15 protein-coding genes are annotated in these 18058 nt (G+C 66.0%); 5 read left to right on the forward strand and 10 right to left on the reverse strand.

Features of this window, described 5'->3' with window-relative positions:
- Window positions 1–68: 68 nt before the first annotated feature.
- The 4 genes from DNK34_RS12375 to DNK34_RS12390 form a co-directional block, all read right to left on the reverse strand.
- On the reverse strand, window positions 69–2810 hold the full coding sequence (locus DNK34_RS12375; RefSeq protein ID WP_131175195.1) for a winged helix-turn-helix domain-containing protein: 2742 nt from the start codon (window positions 2808–2810) through the stop codon (window positions 69–71).
- 410 nt (window positions 2811–3220) lie between these two features.
- Window positions 3221–4588: a DUF1329 domain-containing protein gene (locus DNK34_RS12380; RefSeq protein WP_131175196.1), complete on the reverse strand. Its 1368-nt coding sequence runs from the start codon at window positions 4586–4588 to the stop codon at window positions 3221–3223.
- A 31-nt stretch (window positions 4589–4619) separates the two neighbouring features.
- Window positions 4620–6581 carry a DUF1302 domain-containing protein gene (locus DNK34_RS12385; protein ID WP_131175197.1) on the reverse strand — a complete coding sequence of 654 codons (1962 nt, stop codon included), beginning with the start codon at window positions 6579–6581 and terminating at the stop codon, window positions 4620–4622.
- 228 nt (window positions 6582–6809) lie between these two features.
- The gene (locus tag DNK34_RS12390) at window positions 6810–8492 is read right to left on the reverse strand and encodes a fatty acid--CoA ligase (RefSeq protein WP_131175198.1); all 1683 of its coding nucleotides are present in this window, start codon (window positions 8490–8492) and stop codon (window positions 6810–6812) included.
- A 238-nt stretch (window positions 8493–8730) separates the two neighbouring features.
- Between DNK34_RS12390 and DNK34_RS12395 the strand changes: the two genes are divergently transcribed.
- Window positions 8731–9906 carry a thiolase family protein gene (locus DNK34_RS12395; protein WP_131175199.1) on the forward strand — a complete coding sequence of 392 codons (1176 nt, stop codon included), beginning with the start codon at window positions 8731–8733 and terminating at the stop codon, window positions 9904–9906.
- A 77-nt stretch (window positions 9907–9983) separates the two neighbouring features.
- Here DNK34_RS12395 and DNK34_RS12400 read toward each other — a convergent pair whose 3' ends face one another.
- A complete protein-coding gene (locus DNK34_RS12400) occupies window positions 9984–10613 on the reverse strand; it encodes a LysE family translocator (protein WP_131175200.1) in 630 nt (209 codons plus the stop codon).
- A gap of 87 nt (window positions 10614–10700) precedes the next feature.
- Here DNK34_RS12400 and DNK34_RS12405 point away from each other — a divergent pair, with 87 nt between their 5' ends.
- The 3 genes from DNK34_RS12405 (at window position 10701) to DNK34_RS12415 (ending at window position 13641) form a co-directional block, all read left to right on the forward strand.
- Window positions 10701–11666, forward strand: a complete 966-nt coding sequence (locus DNK34_RS12405) for a 2-hydroxyacid dehydrogenase (protein WP_131175201.1) — start codon at window positions 10701–10703, stop codon at window positions 11664–11666.
- An 83-nt stretch (window positions 11667–11749) separates the two neighbouring features.
- Window positions 11750–12748: a class I SAM-dependent methyltransferase gene (locus tag DNK34_RS12410; RefSeq protein ID WP_131175202.1), complete on the forward strand. Its 999-nt coding sequence runs from the start codon at window positions 11750–11752 to the stop codon at window positions 12746–12748.
- A 305-nt stretch (window positions 12749–13053) separates the two neighbouring features.
- A complete protein-coding gene (locus tag DNK34_RS12415) occupies window positions 13054–13641 on the forward strand; it encodes a TMEM165/GDT1 family protein (protein WP_131175227.1) in 588 nt (195 codons plus the stop codon).
- Window positions 13642–13660: 19 nt separating this feature from the next.
- Here the strand turns inward: DNK34_RS12415 and DNK34_RS12420 are convergent, their stop codons facing one another.
- The 5 genes from DNK34_RS12420 to DNK34_RS12440 all read right to left on the reverse strand — a co-directional run bounded on the left by DNK34_RS12420 (window position 13661) and on the right by DNK34_RS12440 (window position 16743).
- Window positions 13661–14659 (reverse strand): NAD-dependent epimerase/dehydratase family protein, encoded by a 999-nt coding sequence (locus tag DNK34_RS12420; RefSeq protein ID WP_131175203.1) that lies wholly within the window; start codon window positions 14657–14659, stop codon window positions 13661–13663.
- Between the two features lie 29 nt (window positions 14660–14688).
- Window positions 14689–15510: a M48 family metallopeptidase gene (locus DNK34_RS12425; RefSeq protein WP_131175204.1), complete on the reverse strand. Its 822-nt coding sequence runs from the start codon at window positions 15508–15510 to the stop codon at window positions 14689–14691.
- A gap of 116 nt (window positions 15511–15626) precedes the next feature.
- A complete protein-coding gene (locus DNK34_RS12430; RefSeq protein ID WP_131175205.1) occupies window positions 15627–16247 on the reverse strand; it encodes an SOS response-associated peptidase in 621 nt (206 codons plus the stop codon).
- Window positions 16248–16300: 53 nt separating this feature from the next.
- Window positions 16301–16561 carry a putative signal transducing protein gene (locus DNK34_RS12435; RefSeq protein ID WP_131175206.1) on the reverse strand — a complete coding sequence of 87 codons (261 nt, stop codon included), beginning with the start codon at window positions 16559–16561 and terminating at the stop codon, window positions 16301–16303.
- Window positions 16561–16743 (reverse strand): CPXCG motif-containing cysteine-rich protein, encoded by a 183-nt coding sequence (locus DNK34_RS12440; protein ID WP_131175207.1) that lies wholly within the window; start codon window positions 16741–16743, stop codon window positions 16561–16563. The genes DNK34_RS12435 and DNK34_RS12440 overlap by 1 nt, the downstream gene beginning before the upstream one ends.
- A 96-nt stretch (window positions 16744–16839) precedes the next feature.
- Between DNK34_RS12440 and DNK34_RS12445 the strand changes: the two genes are divergently transcribed.
- Complete coding sequence (locus DNK34_RS12445; protein WP_131175208.1) at window positions 16840–18003, forward strand: 1-acyl-sn-glycerol-3-phosphate acyltransferase; 1164 nt, start codon at window positions 16840–16842, stop codon at window positions 18001–18003.
- The last annotated feature ends 55 nt before the right edge of the window (window positions 18004–18058 follow it).

An 18058-nucleotide genomic window follows, 5' to 3' on the forward strand; every position in this document is an offset into this window, starting at 1 on the left:
TGGCCGCAATGACCCTGCCCGTTCAAGCGCCTGGCCAGATATCTTGTGGCGCCGTCGGCAGAACGACCTCAACTCAGCAGCCCCAGGCCTTTGGCCCGCGCCACCGCCTGGGTGCGCCGCTCCACGTTGAGCTTGCTGTTGATATGCCGGGCGTGGGTTTTCACCGTATGCAGGGAGATGAACAGGCGGTCGCTGATCTCCTGGTTGGAGCAGCCCTGGGCGATCAGTTGCAGCACGGCCAGCTCCCGGCTGCTCAAGGCTTCGGCAAGCGCGCTTGGCACCGCGCCACTGCCGGGCGGACCGGGTGGCATGCTCGGTAACTCGCCGAGCAGCATCCGACGCAGTGGACACTGCGGATAACCGCGCAGGCGCTCGATCAGCCAATCGCCCTGCTGGGCCAACAGACAGTGGAACGGTAGCAGGGCGCCACCGGAGACGGCCTGCACACAGATCCCCAGTTCCAACTGCGCCTCGCGCTCACGGCCCGCGGCTCGCAACAACGCCGTCAACTGCGTGCGGGCCATCAGCCCTGGCAGGCTGTCGCCGCCCTCCGCGCGAGCCTGGCAGAGGCCGCGCAGGCGTTGTTCAGCCTCCTCCTGGCGGCCAGTGACGGCGGCCAGGTTCGCCTGCAGCAAGGCGATATGCACGGGCAGTTGCGGATGGAACTCCGGCGCCGCGGCGGCGGCCTCGCCGCAATAGGTTTCGGCCAGGCGCTCCAGCCAGGTGCCGGCGAGTTCGGTCCTGCCCTGGGCCAGCCACAACTCGCACTTGTTCAGGGTGATGATCGCCAGGTAGTAGATCGCCGGCACGTCCCATATGTGCATCAACCGCTCGGCCTCGGCCAGTTGCGCGAAGGCTTCGGCGAAGTTCCCCGCCCGCCCCTCCAGGGCGGCCAGCGAACAGTGCCCCGGCAGCAGGCTGATGTCGCGACAGGCGCGGGCGTCATCGATAGCGCCGCGCAGGCGCTCGCGGGCCTCCTGCGGGCGCAGGCGCAAGGCGAGCAGATGGCCCTGATAGATGCGCAGCCGTGCATGGGCGACGTGGGGCCGCTGTGGCAGATCGCGCAAGCGGGCCAGCCCCTGCTCCACTTCGTCCTGCGCCCGCAGCACCTCGCCACGCATCTGCAGGGTACGCGCCCGGTCGTAATGGGCCAGGGCCTCGAACAGCGGGTTGCCGACCCGCTGCGCCAGCTCCAGCGCATGGCGATTGAGCCCGCGGGCCTGCCAGAAATCGCCCTGCACGATAGCCAGGTTGCCCAGCGTCGACAGGCACATCAGACGCTGCCCGTAGCGCTCCTGGGGCAGGTCGATCAGCGCCGCCTCACAGTACTGCCGGGCCCGCTCGCTGTCGCCACGACCACGCGCGATCACCCCGCTCAGCGCCAGCCATTGCGCCATCAGGCTGCGTTGCTGGGCGGCACTGGCAGCCGGAACGAAGCGTTGCAACTGGCCGACCAGTTCCTCGGCCGCATCCAGCTGGCAGGCCAATGCCAGCGCCCAGCCGTACAGGACGATCAACCGCGGCGTGCTGGCCAGCAGGCTGTCGGGCAGGTTGGTCTTCCAGCGCAGCAGGGTGGCGACGTTCTGCTCACCGAGCAGTTTTTCCTCGGACAGGTTCTGCACCAGGTTGGCCGCCACATCGGGCTGCCCCGCGCGCAGGGCCTGCTCCACCGCTTCGTCGATCAGGCCCTGGGCGGCGAACCAGCCACAGGCGCGCAGGTGGCGCGCCGCGGGAGATGGCCCCGCCGGCCGCGCGCGCAGCAGATCGGAGAACAGATGATGGTAACGAAACCATTTGCCCTGCTCGTCGAGCGGCACCAGGAATACCTGGTGCGCCTGCAGATGCCGCAGGATCGCGGCGCTGTCGTGGCCGTCGCGCAGGGCGTCGCAGAGTTCGGCGCAGAAGCGCTCCTGGCCGGCGGTCTGGTACAGGAACGTCTGCACGTCCACGGGCTGCCGCTCGATGACCTCCTCGAGCAGGTAGTCGCGGATCAGCCCCTGGGCCCCATGGGGCTGCGCCAGGCCCGCCACGGACTCGGCGGACTCGTCCGCCGCCAGCAGCCACAGGCGCAGGCCGGCCACCCAGCCTTCGCTGCGCTGCTGCAGGCTGGCCAGTGCCGCGGCCGACAGGCTGGCGCCCTGCCGCGCCAGCAGCGAGGCGATTTCCTGGTCATTCAGGCGCAGGTCCTGCTCATGCAGCTCCAGCAGTTGCTGCGAGAGGCGCAGACGCGCCAGGTGCCATTGCGGACGCTGACGGCTGGTGACCAGCAACAGCAGGCCGTTCGGCAAATGGTTGAGCAGGAACTGCAGACAGCCGTCGAGAACCGCGCCCTGGGCCAGGTGATAATCGTCGAGCACGATCAGCAGTGGCTGGCCGGGCTCGAGGCGCACGGCCAGTTCGTCGAGCAGCCCGTCGAGCCACTCCTCGAAGGCGAAGGGCTGATGGCGCTGGCGCAGTTTGAGCAGGTTCAGGGCTTCCTCCCCCAGCCCGGGGAAGAACGGTTGCAAGCCACCGAGCAGACGTTCGAGAAAACGCCCCGGTTCGCTGTCACGGGCACTCAGCCCCAGCCACAGGCTTTGCCAGTGCGCCGGCAGGCGCTCGCAGAATTCGATGGCCAGGGAGCTCTTGCCGAAACCCGCCGGGGCGCTGATCAGCAGCAGGCGTCCCTCCAGCCCTTGCTCCAGGCGCTGGCACAGGCGCGGACGCTGCACATAAGCCGTGGGCAGCGGTGGGCGGAAGAAATGCCCCTGCCGATCGACGGCCGACGGAACGGGGCAGGCAAAGCGCGGAGAGGGAAGCAGGTCGGTCATCACCCGGGTTCTTGGACAGGCCGGCGGCAGGTCGCGCGGATACCTTGAGACTAGACCCTTGCCTGGCGCATTTGAAGCCTCGATAAGCGCCATGGATGATTCAGGATGCGTCAGTCCCGCTCGGCCGGGAAGCGGGCAACGGCGCTGGCGCAGAGGGAAAAAAGCCGGGCCCTGGCTAAGGCCGACCAGATGAGGTTTTTTGTAGGAGCAGGGGGCGCCGACAGAAGAGCAGCGAACCGCTGCCCATGCAGGAGCATCGACCTCGGCGCGATGCGATGGCGGCCATCCCGCAGACCAGTGGTGCGACCTGCAATCGCCGCGGGGTCGCGGCTCCCACAGGGCCAGGGCAAACCGCCGTTTTGCGGGCCCAATGCCTAACTGACGGCATTAGGCCCATCCCTTCGCTTGGCTCAGCGGACGCCGGCCTGGCGCAAGGCCGCTGGCGTGTAGTCGCTTTCCCTGGCGGGATAGTCGAACTCGTAGGCACGCTTCTCCTCGTTCTTCATGCCCAGCGCCAGGTAACGGCCGGAGAGCAGGTCGTAGAGGGTTTCGATGCTGTACCACGGCACCTGCTTGTCGTAGTAGTACTGGGCATGGGCCTCGGCCACGCGCCACAGGGTACCGCGACCGTCGTAGTGATCGATCGCAGCGGCCTGCCAGGTGTCCTCGTCGATGTAGAAATCGCGTTTGGCATAGATGTGCCGCTCGCCCTGTTTCAGGGTCGCGGTCACGTGCCAGACACGGTGCAGCTCATAGCGGGTCAGATCCTGGTTGATGTGGCCGGCCTTGACGATGTCGCTGTACTTGAGCTTCGGCGAATCGAGGCGGTAGCTGTTGTAGGGAATGTAGATTTCCTTCTTGCCGATCAGCTGCCAGTCGTAGCGATCCGGCGCGCCGTTGTACATGTCCAGGTTGTCCGAGGTCCGCAGGCCATCGGCCGCAGTACCCGGGCCGTCATAGGAAACCTGCGGCGCACGGCGCACACGGCGTTGACCGGCGTTGTACAGCCAGGCCATGCGCGGCTCCTTCACCTGATCGAGGGTCTCGTGCACCAGCAGCACGTTGCCCGCCAACCGCGAGGGCGCCGTCACCCGCTGCTTGAAGTAGAACAGCACGTTGCTCGGCTTGCTGGTATCGGCATCCTTCAACGACCCGCGGAAGGCGAACTCTTCCTGCAGGCTGACCGGACTGTAGGAACCGTTGGCCTGCGGGGTCACCTGGACGACGTTGCGCCGCACGCTGCCGCCGCGATAGCGGGTGATGTGGTTCCAGATCGCCTCCAGGCCGTCCTTCGGAATCGGGAAGGGGTTGGCCTGGTCGAAGTTCTCCAGGCCGTTACCGCCCTGCACCAGCCGGGTATTGACCGCGTTGTTCCTGGTCGCGGCGATGATCCTCTCCGGCACCGTGGCGGTACGGTGCGTGGTGAAGACCGGCATGCGGTAGGTTTCCGGATAACGCTTGAACATCGCGTACTGCCCGGGGGTCAGCTTGTCCTTGTATTGCTCGACGTTCTGCGCGGTGATGATGAACAGCGGTTTCTCGTCGGGGAACGGGTCGGCCAGGAAGCCGGCGGCGTCCACCGCGCCGGCATTGACCGGCAGCCCACCGGTCCACGCCGGGATGCTGCCATCGGCATTGCCGGCCATTTCCGCGCCGAGCGGCGTCAGCGAGGTGCCCAGCTTGGCGGCCTCCTGCGGAGAAACCGCGGCCATCACGCCGCAAGCCAGCAACGACAGGGTCAGGGCGCCGGTCTGCAAGAGTCTTTTTGTTGTTTTCATAGAATCTGTCTTCCTCGAGAATACGGGCCGCTTAGAAGTTCATGCCGAAGCTGAGCGAAATGAAATCACGGTCGTGGACGGTGGAGTACTTGCCGTCGAAAAAGTCGGTATAGGCCAGGCTGGCGGTGTAGGTATTCTGGTATTCGGCATCGAGGCCCAGGCTGATCGCCTTGCGACCTTCCTCGAAGTTGCCGCCAGGGCCCGGGGAATAGCCTTTCACGTCATGGGACCAGGCCACGTTGGGCTTGAAGTTGACGCCGGCGATCACGTCCGGGTACTCCCAGATGGCCCGGGTCCGGTAGCCCCATGAGTTGCTGGTGGTGAAACCGTCACGATCGCAGCCCTTGGCGATGTTGCCCTGATCCGGGTTGGGACCCGCCGTGCCGGTGTTGACGGTGACGCACATGTCGCCCGCCGAGCCGAATACGGGGTCGCGTCCGTAACGGACATCGCGTGTGCTCTCCAGACCACCCACGTGCGTCCAGCCGATTTCACCGACCAGGGTCAGACGCGACGCGCCCATGACCTGATCGAAGAAATGCGTGAAGGTCGTCTGGATCTGGGTGATTTCCTTGCGGTTGTAGCCGTGCAGCAAACCGTCGGCCCCTGCGCTCAGCGGCGAAACGTCGCCGTAGGGATTGACCACGACACCCGGGGCGACGGTGATCGCCATGTCCTTCAGGCCGGCATAGAGCACATCGGTGCTGTTCAGCTGCACCGGCGCATTGGGGCGATAGCTGATTTCACCACTCCATGCGGTACCGGTGGGCAGGGTGGTGGAGAAACTCAAGCCGTACAGGCGGATGTCTTCCGGGTACTCGGCGAAGTAGCCACCCGAGCCGGCCAGCGGCAGGGCGCCGAGGCGTGCCGCGTTGGCGGCGCCGACCGTGCCGGCCAGCGCGCTGGCGACGGCATTGGCCGTCGCCAGGCCGGCAGCGCTGGGCGCCACGCCGCTGAATATCGGCGCCCGGCTGTGGTAGTTCATGAAATAGGCGCCAAACTCGGTATCGAGCGGTTCGAACAGATAGCGAAAGGCAACGCCCCACTGGCCAGAGTCGCGGGCATCCTGATCGCCATGGCGACGCACGATGACCCCTTCATCGGGATTGCCCCAGGTCGCGCCGGCGCCGACGAGTTGCTGAAGCACGCCATTGGCGAGGGCGGCATTGCCGCCCGTCGCGGCCAGCAGCGAGTTGTAGACCGTGTCACGGGTGCTCAGCACGGCCAGGTTGTTGTCGCAGCCGTCGGAGATGATATCGACCTGGGAAAAGAATGTGCCGCAGTTCTCGGTGATGGTCTGATCCCATTCGATCTGATAGAAGGCCTCCATCGACAGCCTGTCGGTCAGGCTCTGCGACACATAGAACATATTGACCGGGATGAGCGCTTCCTTGACCTCCGCGCCGGGCCGGCGGAAAGCCGCTACGTCGACCGGATTGATCGAGTTGATGCTGTTCTGCAGGAACGTGCTTTCCCCCCAGCTCACCACCTGCCTGCCCAGACGCACGGTGCCCGGCTGATCGGCGATGGCATAGTTGTGATAGACGAAGGCATCGAGGATCTCGCCGCCTGACGACTTGGCGCCCTCCTTGCGGTTGGAATCACTGATGTCCTTGAACTCGCGGCCCTCGTCCTTGAGTTCGAAGTCGTACCAGTACTTGCCACGCACGAAAACCCCGGTATCCCCGTACCTCAACTCGAGGTCATGGATACCCTTGAAGATCTTCGAGAAGGTCTCGCCACGCTTGAAATTCAGGCGCCCGTCGTCGGAGGTCTGGGACAGCCCTCGCCCACCGTTGTTGGCGCCGATCAGGTCCTTGTCCGCCTTCGCGGTCGACCAGCTGGCGCCCACGGACAGCGCCGAGTCGAATTGCCCTTCGATTTCACCGATATTGAAATTGACGGCGAATGCCGGGCTGGCGAGGGTTGATGCGAGGCTGACGGCCAGCGGCAGTTTTGCCAGACGCCAGAACGGCCTTGTTGTGATTGTCATCGACGCTACTCCGTTTGTTTTTGTTATGGCTGCTGTGACTATAGCCAGCGGGCGGAACTGCTTGATCCCTCGAAAGTGTGATTTGCAGTGCCCGAGACACTCTGGCTCGCTGGTTTCGGCGGATCAGTCCCATCCGCGACAAGCCAAGAATGGCTTGAAAACAGCAATTAGCAAGCCAAACGCTTGTTTGACTGATCAGTCACATTTCGGCGGTACGCAAGCCGTGCCTTACAGGGTCGACAGGAAGGCGCTTCCAGCCGCCTGCCACTGGGCGATATCCAGGCGAATGCGTTTCTTGTCCAGCTTACCCACACTGGTCTTGGGAATTTCGGTAACAAGCGCGATCTGCGTGGGAATGGCCCACTTGTTGATGTGGCCCTGCTCGACGAACGGCTTGAGGTGCTCCTTGAGGATCTTCGCGTCCAGTGCCTGCCCGTCGTGGCCGACCAGCAGGGCGAAGGGGCGCTCGCCCCATTGCGGGTCGGCTACGCCGACCACCGCCACTTCACGCACGGCGTGGTGGCGACTGATCAGGTCTTCCAGCTCCAGCGAGGACACCCACTCGCCGCCGGTCTTGATCACATCCTTGATCCGGTCGCGGATATCGATGAAACCCATGCTGTCGAGCGTCGCCACATCGCCGGTGTGCATCCAGCCATGGGCCCACAGCTCCTCGCCCTTTTCCGGCTCGCGGAAATAGCCCTGGGTCAGCCAGGGCGCCCGCAGCACCAGCTCGCCCTGGGTCTCGCCATCGGCCGGCAGGAAGTTGCCATCGGCGTCCATGATCGCGGCCTCGACCAGCGCCACCGGAACGCCGGCCTTGATACGGTAGGTGATGCGTTCGTCCTCGCTGCCGGCACGCAGTTCCTCGTTGAGGTAGCCGCAGGAAATCAGCGGGCAGGTTTCCGACATGCCATAGGCGGCGGTCAGCTGGATGTTGCGCGCTTTGGCGGCATCGTAGGTGGCCCGATTGAGGGCGCTGCCGCCGATGATGATTTTCAGCCCCTGGAAATCGTGCCCCTGGGCGCCCGGGGCGTTGAGCAGCATCTGCAGAATGGTCGGCACGCAATGGGAGAAGGTGACCTGCTCGCCCTTGATCAGGCTGCACAGCATCTCCGGCTCGTAGCGCCCGGGGTAGACCTGCTTGATGCCGAGCAGGGTCGCCACGTACGGCACGCCCCAGGCATGCACGTGGAACATCGGCGTGATCGGCATGTACACGTCATCGCTGCCCATCAGGCGGATGCTGTCCAGGCAGCCCACGGTACTGGCCATGGACAGCGTGTGCAGCACGAGCTGGCGATGGGTGAAGTACACCCCCTTCGGATTACCGGTGGTGCCGGTGGTGTAGAAGGTGGTGGCGACCGAGTTCTCGTCGAAATCGGCGAACGCGTACCTTGGGCTGGCCGCCGCCAGCAGTTGCTCGTATTCGCCGACCAGGCCGGGCAGATCCGCGCTTTTGTTTTCGCCATCGGTCAGCAGCAGCGTCTTGTCGACGCTCTCGAGCTGGGCGGCGATCCCCTGGTAGAGCGCCACGAAGTCGCTGTTGACCAGTACGAAGCGGTCTTCGGCGTGGTTCATGGTGTAGAGGATCTGCTCGGGCGACAGACGGATGTTGATGGTGTGCAGCACGGCACCGAGCATGGGCACGGCGAACATGCACTCCAGGTAGCGGTGGCTGTCCCAGTCCATCACCGCCACGGTATCGCCCGCCTTCACCCCCGCTTCGCTGAGCACGTTGGCCAGGCGCGCGACACGCTCGTTGAAGGTCGCGTAGCTGTAGCGCAACCGGTCGCGGTAGACGATCTCCCGGGTTTTCTCGTAACGGCTGCCGGACAACAGCAGGTGCTTGATCAGCAAGGGATAGTGATGGGCGCTGGCGGATGGCGCGAGGACACGGGTCGACAACATGGGCATACCTGTCTGCTGGACTATTGTTATGGGCTCGGGGCGCTGCGCGCGGTATCGCCGCCCCCGGGTTAGCAGGATGTGGATACGGACACTAGCGCCGTGGCAGAGCCCTCGCCATCAGCCTAAAGAATGATTTGCAATGTGACCGTGCATTAATTTTCGGTCACGATATAGAATCGAATCCAACAAGCGGTCTTGAAACACCGCCGAATCGAACCCTATGCGCAGAGGTAACAGCATGTCCGATATCGTCATCGTCAGCGGCGCCCGCACCCCCATGGGCGGTTTTCAGGGCAGCCTGTCCAGCGTCTCGGCCGTGGAACTGGGCGCCATCGCCCTGCGTGAAACCATCGCCCGTGCCGGTATCGCCCCCGAGGACGTGGAGGAAGTGATCATGGGCTGCGTCCTGCCTGCCGGACTCAAGCAGGGCCCCGCACGCCAGGCCGCACTCGGCGCCGGCCTGCCCAGCGCCACCGGTTGCACCACCATCAACAAACTCTGCGGTTCGGGCATGAAAGCGGTGATGCTGGCCCACGACCTGATCAAGGCCGGCAGCAACCAGGTGATGCTCGCCGGCGGCATGGAGAGCATGTCCAATGCCCCCTACCTGCTGGAGAAGGCACGCGGCGGCTTGCGCATGGGCCATGGCGAGGTCAAGGATCACATGTTCCTCGATGGCCTGGAGGATGCCCGCAGTGGCCGGCTGATGGGCTCCTTCGCCCAGGAGACCGCCGACCAGTACGGCATCGGTCGGGAAGAGATGGACGCCTACGCCATCGAGTCGCTGAAACGCGCGCAGACGGCCATGGCCGCTGGCGTGCTGGACGCCGAGATCGTTCCGGTCAGCGTCTCCACCCGCCAGGGCGTGGTCCTGGTGAACGAGGACGAGCAGCCGCGCAATGCCAACCTGGCAAAGATCCCCACCCTCAAGCCCGCCTTCAGCAAGAGCGGCAGCATCACCGCCGCCAACGCCAGTTCCATCTCCGACGGCGCCAGCGCGCTGCTGCTGATGACCGCCGAACAGGCCGAAGGGCGCAGCCTGCGGCCGCTGGCCAGAATCGTCGGGCACGCCACCCAGAGCCAGGACCCCAGCGAGTTCACCCTCGCGCCGATCGGCGCGATCAGCAACCTGTTGCGCAAGGTCGGCTGGAACAAGGACGAGGTCGACCTGTTCGAGATCAACGAGGCCTTCGCCATGGTCACCATGCTGGCCATCCGCGAACACGGCCTCGACCCGGCCAGGGTCAACATCTACGGCGGCGCCTGTGCCCAGGGCCACCCGGTCGGCTCCACCGGCTCGCGGATCATCGTCACCCTGCTCAATGCCCTGCGCCAGACCGGCGGCAAGCGCGGTATCGCCTCGCTCTGCATCGGTGGCGGCGAAGCCACGGCAATCGCCGTGGAGCTGCTGTAAGACAGGGCTCGTGCCGCCTGGGGTCGCCAGCAGCCTGGCCCGACCTGCCGAACCGGGCGATGGCTGCAGGTCGGAACTCACTTCAGCTCGGTGAACGCCAGCTTGATGCCCAGCCCCACCAGCACCGCGCCCATCAGGCGGTCGAACCAGTGCCCCAGGCGGGCGAAGCCGCTGCGCACCCGCTGCTGGCTGAACAGCAGCGCCACCAGGCAGAACCACAGTGCCGTGGCCACGGCCAGGTAGACGCCGTAACCGCCCTGAACGAGCAGCGGGGTGTGGGGGTTGATCACCACGGTGAACAACGACAGGAAGAACAGCGTGGCCTTGGGGTTGAGGCCGTTGGTGACGAAGCCGGTGACGAAGGCGCCCTTGCCCGTGCGCGGCGTGGCCGGCGCCTGTTCCTCGCAGGCCTCGACCCGGGCCGGCCTGGCCCGCAACGCCTTGCAGCCGATGTACAGCAGGTAGGCCGCCGCCAGCCATTTCAGGGCGTTGAACAGCACGATCGACTGCGACACGATCAGGCCGATGCCGAGCAGCGAGTAGGCGACATGGACGAAGATCCCGCTGCCCACGCCCAGCGCGCAGAACACCCCGGTACGCCGGCCATGGGCGACGCTTTCGCGCACCACGATGGCGAAATCCGGCCCCGGGCTGGCGACCGCCAGCAGGTGGATCAGGGCCACGGTGAAGAATTCCATCCAGTACATAGCGGCTCCGCAACGGGGAAGAACAGGAAAAGCTTCTGATAGGCTGCACTCTACGCCCCCACCCGACTCGCACAAAAGGTACAGCTGATGAGCAATGCAAGCCGCGCGGTATTTCTCGACTACGCGTCACTGGATCTCGGTGACCTGGACATGGCGCCGTTGCGGGAGGCGTTCGGCGAGCTGATCCTGCACGACAGCAGCACGCCCGATCAGGTCGTCGAACGCCTGCAAGGCGCCCAAGTGGCGATCAGCAACAAGGTACAGCTCGATGCCAGGACCATCGCCGCCTGCGCGGAACTCGAGCTGATCCTGGTCGCCGCCACCGGCACCAACAACGTCGACCTGGGCGCCGCCCGGGAACAGGGCGTCAGCGTCTGCAACTGCCAGGGCTACGGCACCCCCTCGGTGGCCCAGCACAGCCTGATGCTGCTGCTCGCCCTGGCCACCCGCCTGCCGGACTACCAGCGCGATATCCGCGCCGGACGCTGGCAACAGTCGCCGATGTTCTGCTTTCTCGACCACCCCATCGTCGAGCTCGAAGGCAAGACCCTGGGCCTGCTCGGCCATGGCGAACTGGGCGGTGCCGTGGCCAGGCTCGCCGAAGCCTTCGGCATGCGGGTGATCTTCGGCCAGTTGCCCGGGCGCCCGCCACGCGCCGATCGCCTGCCCCTGGATGAGCTGCTGCCCCAGGTCGACGCCCTGACCCTGCACTGCCCGCTCACCCCTGAGACCCGCAACCTGATCGATGCCAGGGAACTGGCCCTGATGAAACCCGGCGCCTTCCTGATCAACACCGCCCGCGGTGGCCTGGTCAACGAACAGGCGCTGGCCGACGCCCTGCGCGCCGGGCACCTCGGCGGCGCCGCCACGGACGTGCTGACCGAGGAACCGCCCAGGAACGGCAACCCGCTGCTGGCCGAGGATATCCCCCGGCTGATCGTCACCCCGCACAGTGCCTGGGGCAGCCGCGAGGCGCGCCAGCGGATCGTCGGACAACTGGCCGAGAACGCGGCAGGTTTTCTGTCTGGCCAGGCAAAGCGGCAAGTGAACTGAAGGCTCCCCGCTTCGCTTGTAGCTTTAGGCTTGCAGCTTGAGGCTGGCCCCCCTACCCTTCGCGCTTTTGCCGGGGAGGTGTCATGGATCCGCGAAGCGAAGTGCTGCTGCGTCAGGCCGAGTTGTTCGGCGGTTCGCTGCTGCTCGCCGGCCTGCCGGCCGACGACCTGCTCGGCCGCTTGCCGGCGGCGCAAGGCTGGAGCTGGCATGCGGGCGACCAGGCCCTCCTTGAAACACGCTTCGGCGCACGCTGCAGCTTCGGCGTGACGCCAGCGCAGAGCGCCTTCGACGCGGCGGTGCTGTTTCTGCCCAAATCCCGCGAGCTGACCGCCTACCTGCTCGATGCCCTGGCGGCGCGGCTGTCCGGGGGCCTGCTGTATCTGGTCGGCGAGAAGCGCGCCGGCGTGGAGCGGGCGGCCAGGCAAATGGGCGCCTACGGTACGCCGCGCAAGCTGGACAGCGCCCGCCATTGCCAGCTCTGGCAGGTACGCGTGGAGCAGGCGCCGGCAACGCCGCAACTGGATGCTCTGGCGCAGCATTACCAGCTGCAACTGGATGACGGCCCGCTCAGCGTGGTCACCCTGCCCGGGGTGTTCAGCCATGGGCGCCTGGATGTCGGCAGCGCCCTGCTGCTCGAACACCTCGGACAATTGCCCAGCGGCCACCTGCTGGATTTCGGCTGTGGCGCCGGCGTGCTCGGCGCGGTGCTGAAACGCCGCTACCCGGACAGCCGGGTCACCCTGCTGGACGTCGATGCCTTCGCCGTGGCCAGCAGCCGCATGACCCTGGCCGCCAATGGCCTGGAGGCCGAGGTCGTCAGTGGCGACGGCATTGCCGCCGCGCCCCATGCCCTGAGCGCCATCCTCAGCAATCCGCCGTTCCACCAGGGCGTGCACACCCACTACCAGGCCAGCGAGGACCTGCTGCGCCATGCCGCCCAGCACCTGCGGCCCGGCGGGCAGATACGCCTGGTGGCCAACCGCTTCCTCAGGTACCCCGCGCTGATCGAGCAATACATCGGCCCCTGCCAGACCCTGGCGGACGCCGACGGTTTCCGCATCTACCAGGCCAGCCGCGGCTGAAACCCGGCCTGCGTCAGGTGCGCGCAGTGCTTGCCCAATCGCCCCTACTTGGGCAGAATGCGCGCGTCCTAGGGGAGTAGTCTCCCGCGAGCGCCAGCTCGCCCGGCATGCATCAACATACTTGGTCGATGACCATGGTGCGTGCGACCCAAGGCCCGCCAAGACGGGCTTGCGCCATTTCGGCCACTGCAGGCACGAAGCGAGCGCTGGGTTTGACAAGACCTATGACACGAACACCTTACCCGGGGCGGGGAGGTCGTACGTGTCATAGCCGTGTCGACCCGCCCCTTTAGGAAAACCTGATGCTGGAATCCCTCTTCGTCCCCACGCTGATCGTCGCCCTGGCGGAAATCGGTGACAAGACGCAGCTGCTCGCCCTGCTGCTGGCCGCCCGTTTTCGCCGGCCGTGGCCGATCATCTGGGGCATGGTCGCCGCCACCCTGGCCAATCACCTGGTCGCCGGCGCGGTAGGCAACTGGGTCGCCGGCCTGTTCTCGCCCGCCCTGCTCAGTTGGATTCTCGCCGCCTCGTTCATCGCCGTGGCCCTGTGGACGCTGATACCGGACAAGCTGGATGACGACGAAAGCTCCAACCTGAAACGCTACGGTCCGTTCCTCACCACCCTGATCGCCTTCTTCCTCGCCGAGATGGGTGACAAGACCCAGGTGGCCACGGTCATGCTGGCCGCCCAGTATCCGCACTTCCTCATGGTGGTGATCGGTACCACGCTGGGCATGCTGATCGCCAACGTGCCGGTGGTGCTGGCCGGCAACTTCGCCGCCGACCGCCTGCCGCTGACGCTGATCCGCCGCCTGGCCGCCGCCGCGTTCGCCGCCCTGGCCATCTATGCGGGCTACCAGGCCCTGATCCTGAGCGGCTACCTCGGCGCCTGACGGCAACGCGGCGCGGGCCTCAGCCAGCCCGCTGCCGCAGGTAGCCATTGTCGGCGAACCACTGGATCGTATGCTGCAGCGTGTCGTCCACCGATTGCCGCGCGACGAACCCCAACTCCTCCCGGGCCTTGCGGCCATCGAGGAACTGGCTGCCGGACATCAGCGCGATGGCGGTCTCATCCAGCCACGGCCAGGCGCCGGTCAGGCGATAGCGCAAACGCCCCCAGGCCGCCAGGCCGTTGGCCTTGCTCAGCGATAACTCGACCGGCATGGGCACCCCCAGGCGCTCGGCGATCCGCGCCGTCAGGTCGGCCATCTGGATGTTCTCGCCGGTGATCAGGTAACGCTCGCCCACCCGGCCGCGCTCCAGGGTCAGCAGCAGCCCGCGCCCCGCTTCACGGGCATCGACCAGGTTGCGCTGCCCCGGCACATAGCCACGCATCTCGCCGCTGTCGATGGCCGTGATCAGGCGCCCGCTGCTCGGCCCCGCATCCAGCTCGCCCAGGCTCAGCCCGGGTATGCCGATCATCACCGGCAGGCCGGCCCGGGCCTGTTCGCGGGCCTGTTCGTCCAGCGCCCATTTCGACAGGACATAGGGGTTGCGCCAGCGCGGCATGCCCTCGTAGAACAGCCCCTCATGACCGGGCAACCCTTGTGGGTGGCGCGGCAAGGCGATGGCCGAACCGACATAGACGATGCGTCCCACCCCGACGGCCTGGCAGGCGGCGTAGAAATGCTGGGTCTGATCCAGCGCGCTGGCCACCTCGTCCTGCCAGCGGCGTGGCCGGCGCGGATAATGACCGGCGCAGAAGATGACCCCGTCCACGCCGTGCAGGGCGCGGCTCAGGGCACGTTGATCGAGCAGTTCGGCGGCGCGGCACTCGGCGCCCAGGTAAGCCAGGCGCTCGATGCGCGAAGAGAGGCGATGAATGAGCACCAGCTCATGGCCCGCCGCCTTGACGGCCCGGGCCGTGTGATGGCCGAGCAGGCCGGTGGCACCCAGTACGGCAATTTTCACGACGCCTCCTCTCGGCCGCGGCCAGGTTCTCAGCTCCCCTTCTTGGCCTGCTCGTACAACGGCATGACCTTGGGAATGGCCGCCTGCAGCGAGGCGATCCGGCTCACCGACGAGGGGTGCGTGCTCATGAACTCGGGCGGAGCGCCCTCGCTGGCCGCGGCCATCTTCTCCCACAGGGTGACGGCGGCATTCGGATTGAAACCGCCACGCGCCGCCAGCTCCAGGCCGATCAGGTCGGCTTCGTTCTCGTTGCCACGGCTGTTGGGCAGGGTCATGCCGTAATTCACCGCGGCGTCGGCCAGGGCCATCTTGTCCTCGGTCACGCCCAGCAGTGCGGCGGCGCCCTGCTTGGCCAGGCTGATGCCATAGGCCTTGGACATCGCTTCGCGACCGTGTTCGCGCAAGGCATGGGCGATCTCGTGGCCCATGACCGCGGCGATTTCGTCATCGGTCAGTTTCAGCTTCTCGATGATCCCGCTGTAGAAGATGATCTTGCCGCCAGGGCCACAGTTGGCGTTCAGCTCGGGGCTGTCGATCAGGGCGACCTCCCACTGCCATTGCGCCGCATCGGGACGGAAGATCGGCGCCTGCTTGATCAGCCGGTCGGCGATGCTCTGCAGACGCTTGGCATCGGCGCCGGTCTTCTTCAATACACCCTTGCTCGAGGCTTCGCTCAGGGTCTGCTGATACGACTGCGCGTACATCTGGTTGACCTCATCGGTCGACAGCATGCTGAACATGTACTGCTTGCGCTCGACCCCCACGGCGCCGCCGCTGGTGGTGTTGACGACCTGGCATCCTGCCAGCAGCAAGGCCGCAGCCAGGGTGGTGAAGGACAACGACGGTTTCATGCTGAATCTCCATAGGACGTAGGCAACGTATGCTAGGGTCTGTTGCCGTTTCAGCGCAAACCGCGTTGAAACGGCAACAGACCCCAGGTGTCGAAGGTCGCTCGCAAGCCAGGCCCTCAGGCAGGTGTCAGGCACTCCGGGCCATCGAGGCGCGGATCGTTGACCAGGTTCGCCAGCACCCGCTCGCGCAGCACCGGCTGGGTGCCGGCGAGCAGGTCGCGCAGGCTGTCCAGCGGCGTGTCCGTGGCCAGCCACAGGGCCTGCTGGGCTTCGCTCAGGATCAGCGGGCGGCGCAGGCTGGCCGCCGCCTGGGTGACCACCGCGGTGCTCAGGTAGACGTGCCCCTCGACCGGGTAGGCCTCCCACAGGGCGGCGAAATACAGCATCGGTTCCTGGCCGCTGAGCCAGTAGGGCCGCTTGCGCGCCGCACCGCGCCATTCGTAGAAACCGTTGGCCGGTATCAGGCCGCGGCGCAGGCGCAGGGCTTCGCGGAACATCGGCTGCTCGGCCAGGGTTTCGGCCCGGGCCTGGGCCGGGGTCTTCGACAGATCCTTCAACCAGGGCGGGGTCAGCCCCCAGCGCGCGCGCACCAGCGAACGCGCGCCCTGCGCGTCGGCCCGCTGCAGCAGCACCTGGCTGCCCGGCGCGAGGCTCCAGTGCGGCGGCTGATCAGCGGGAAATCCGGGCGACGCGGCGAACGCGGGCGTCCAGCGAAACAGGGCAAAACGTCCACACATGAGGCGACTCGATTACAGCTGAGCGGTCGATCGCCAGCGGGCGCGCGGGCGCCCTAGCATAGCAATACACCTTGGAAACTGTCCGGTTCATCGCCCGGCAGCGGTTGCGCGCCATTGTACTCAGCGATCAACCGGCGTGCGCGCTCGGCGTCGGCATCGTCGACCAACAGCCCCAGCAGGCCGCACGCCGGCAGCTCACCGACGGCGCCGACCAGATGCCGCCCGGTGAGATGCGCCTCGATCCCTTCGCTGGCCAGCATGCTCTGCAGCAACTCGCCTTCCATCAGGTCCTGCGGCTCGTAGATACGCTGCATCACTCGTTCTCCCCACGCACGTCCAACTCCCAGGCCACACCGTCGGTACTGAGCGAGAACAGGATCGGCCGGCAGCACACCGGGCAATCCTCGATGTATTGCTGATCCCCCGCGGAAAGATCGAGCAGCGCCTCGACCGGCTCACCGCAATAAGGGCATTGGTAGTCCTGGGTTTCCAGCATCGACGCCTCCGTGTGACTTGCAGGGTATAATCGACGGTCTATTGCCGCTCCGGCGGCCAATCCACTCAAACGCAGCGACAATCACAAGAGATCATGATGGGCGAATTCGATAGCATCCGACCCTATGCCGACGCGGAAATTCCTGCGGTACTGGCACGCCTGCTGGCCGACGATGCATTCCTCGACATCCTTACCCAGTTCCGTTTCCCGCGTCTGGCGGGTTCGTTCGGCTGGCTGCTCAAACCTCTTATAGCCTATCGACTGCGGGCGCAGTTCCGCGCCATCGACTCGATCGGCACGCTACAGGATAGGATCGAGCCCTATGTCGACCGTACCATCGAGAACGCCACCGACGGCGTGACCTACTCCGGGGTGGAAACCCTCAAGGCCGGCAGCGCCTACCTGTTTCTCGCCAACCACCGCGACATCGTCATGGACCCGGCCTTCGTCAACTACGCGGTGTACCACGCCAAGCTGCAGACGCCACGGATCGCCATCGGCGACAACCTGCTGCAGAAACCCTTCGTCAGCGACCTGATGCGCCTGAACAAGAGCTTCATCGTACACCGCTCGATCAGCGGCAGGCGCGAGAAGCTGGCGGCCTACCAGTTGCTGTCGGCCTACATCAACCATTCGATCCGCAACGACGGCGAATCGATCTGGATCGCCCAGGCCGAAGGCCGCGCCAAGGACGGCGACGATCGCACCGATTCGGCGATCCTGAAGATGTTCCACATGAGCCGCAAGGACGAACCCTTCGCCGACGTGATCCGCAGCCTGCGACTGACCCCGGTATCGATCAGCTACGAATACGACCCCTGCGACCAGGCCAAGGCGCGCGAACTGTTCACCCGCGCCACCACCGGCACCTACAGCAAGGGGCCGGGTGAGGATGACCAGAGCATCGCCCTCGGCATCACCGGCTACAAGGGCCGCGTGCACGTGCACTTCGGCGATCCGGTCAGCGAAGGCTTCGACGACAGCAAGCAGCTGGCCGCCATCATGGATGCGCACATCCTCACCGGCTACCGCCTGTTCCCCGTGCACTACCTGGCCTACGCCATGTGGCAGGAGCGCGATGCCGGGCTGGCGGTGCCGAGCGCCGAGCAACTGTTCGACGCCCAGGAACTGGCCAAGGCCCGGGAGCAGTGGAACAGGCGCCTGGCCGACTGCCCGGCCGAGCAACAGCCCTATCTGGTCCTGCAGTACGCCATGCCGGTGCGCAACCAGTACCGCATCAAGGCCGGCCTGCCGCTCTGAACGACTCCGGCCCCTGATGCCAGTCGGTCAAGCCTTTGGTTCGACCAGGCTCTGT

Source organism: Phytopseudomonas dryadis (genome assembly GCF_004327355.1).
Taxonomy (GTDB): domain Bacteria; phylum Pseudomonadota; class Gammaproteobacteria; order Pseudomonadales; family Pseudomonadaceae; genus Aquipseudomonas; species Aquipseudomonas dryadis.

Bases quoted from the DNA above. Each gene is read 5' to 3' on its own strand.
- DNK34_RS12390 (WP_131175198.1), bottom strand. From the start codon at position 8,492: ATGTTGTCGACCCGTGTCCTCGCGCCATCCGCCAGCGCCCATCACTAT.
- DNK34_RS12445 (WP_131175208.1), top strand. From the start codon at position 16,840: ATGGGCGAATTCGATAGCATCCGACCCTATGCCGACGCGGAAATTCCT.
- DNK34_RS12410 (WP_131175202.1), top strand. From the start codon at position 11,750: ATGGATCCGCGAAGCGAAGTGCTGCTGCGTCAGGCCGAGTTGTTCGGC.
- DNK34_RS12380 (WP_131175196.1), bottom strand. From the start codon at position 4,588: ATGAAAACAACAAAAAGACTCTTGCAGACCGGCGCCCTGACCCTGTCG.
- DNK34_RS12400 (WP_131175200.1), bottom strand. From the start codon at position 10,613: ATGTACTGGATGGAATTCTTCACCGTGGCCCTGATCCACCTGCTGGCG.
- DNK34_RS12435 (WP_131175206.1), bottom strand. From the start codon at position 16,561: ATGCAGCGTATCTACGAGCCGCAGGACCTGATGGAAGGCGAGTTGCTG.
- DNK34_RS12430 (WP_131175205.1), bottom strand. From the start codon at position 16,247: ATGTGTGGACGTTTTGCCCTGTTTCGCTGGACGCCCGCGTTCGCCGCG.
- DNK34_RS12385 (WP_131175197.1), bottom strand. From the start codon at position 6,581: ATGACAATCACAACAAGGCCGTTCTGGCGTCTGGCAAAACTGCCGCTG.
- DNK34_RS12425 (WP_131175204.1), bottom strand. From the start codon at position 15,510: ATGAAACCGTCGTTGTCCTTCACCACCCTGGCTGCGGCCTTGCTGCTG.
- DNK34_RS12440 (WP_131175207.1), bottom strand. From the start codon at position 16,743: ATGCTGGAAACCCAGGACTACCAATGCCCTTATTGCGGTGAGCCGGTC.
- DNK34_RS12375 (WP_131175195.1), bottom strand. From the start codon at position 2,810: ATGACCGACCTGCTTCCCTCTCCGCGCTTTGCCTGCCCCGTTCCGTCG.
- DNK34_RS12395 (WP_131175199.1), top strand. From the start codon at position 8,731: ATGTCCGATATCGTCATCGTCAGCGGCGCCCGCACCCCCATGGGCGGT.
- DNK34_RS12405 (WP_131175201.1), top strand. From the start codon at position 10,701: ATGAGCAATGCAAGCCGCGCGGTATTTCTCGACTACGCGTCACTGGAT.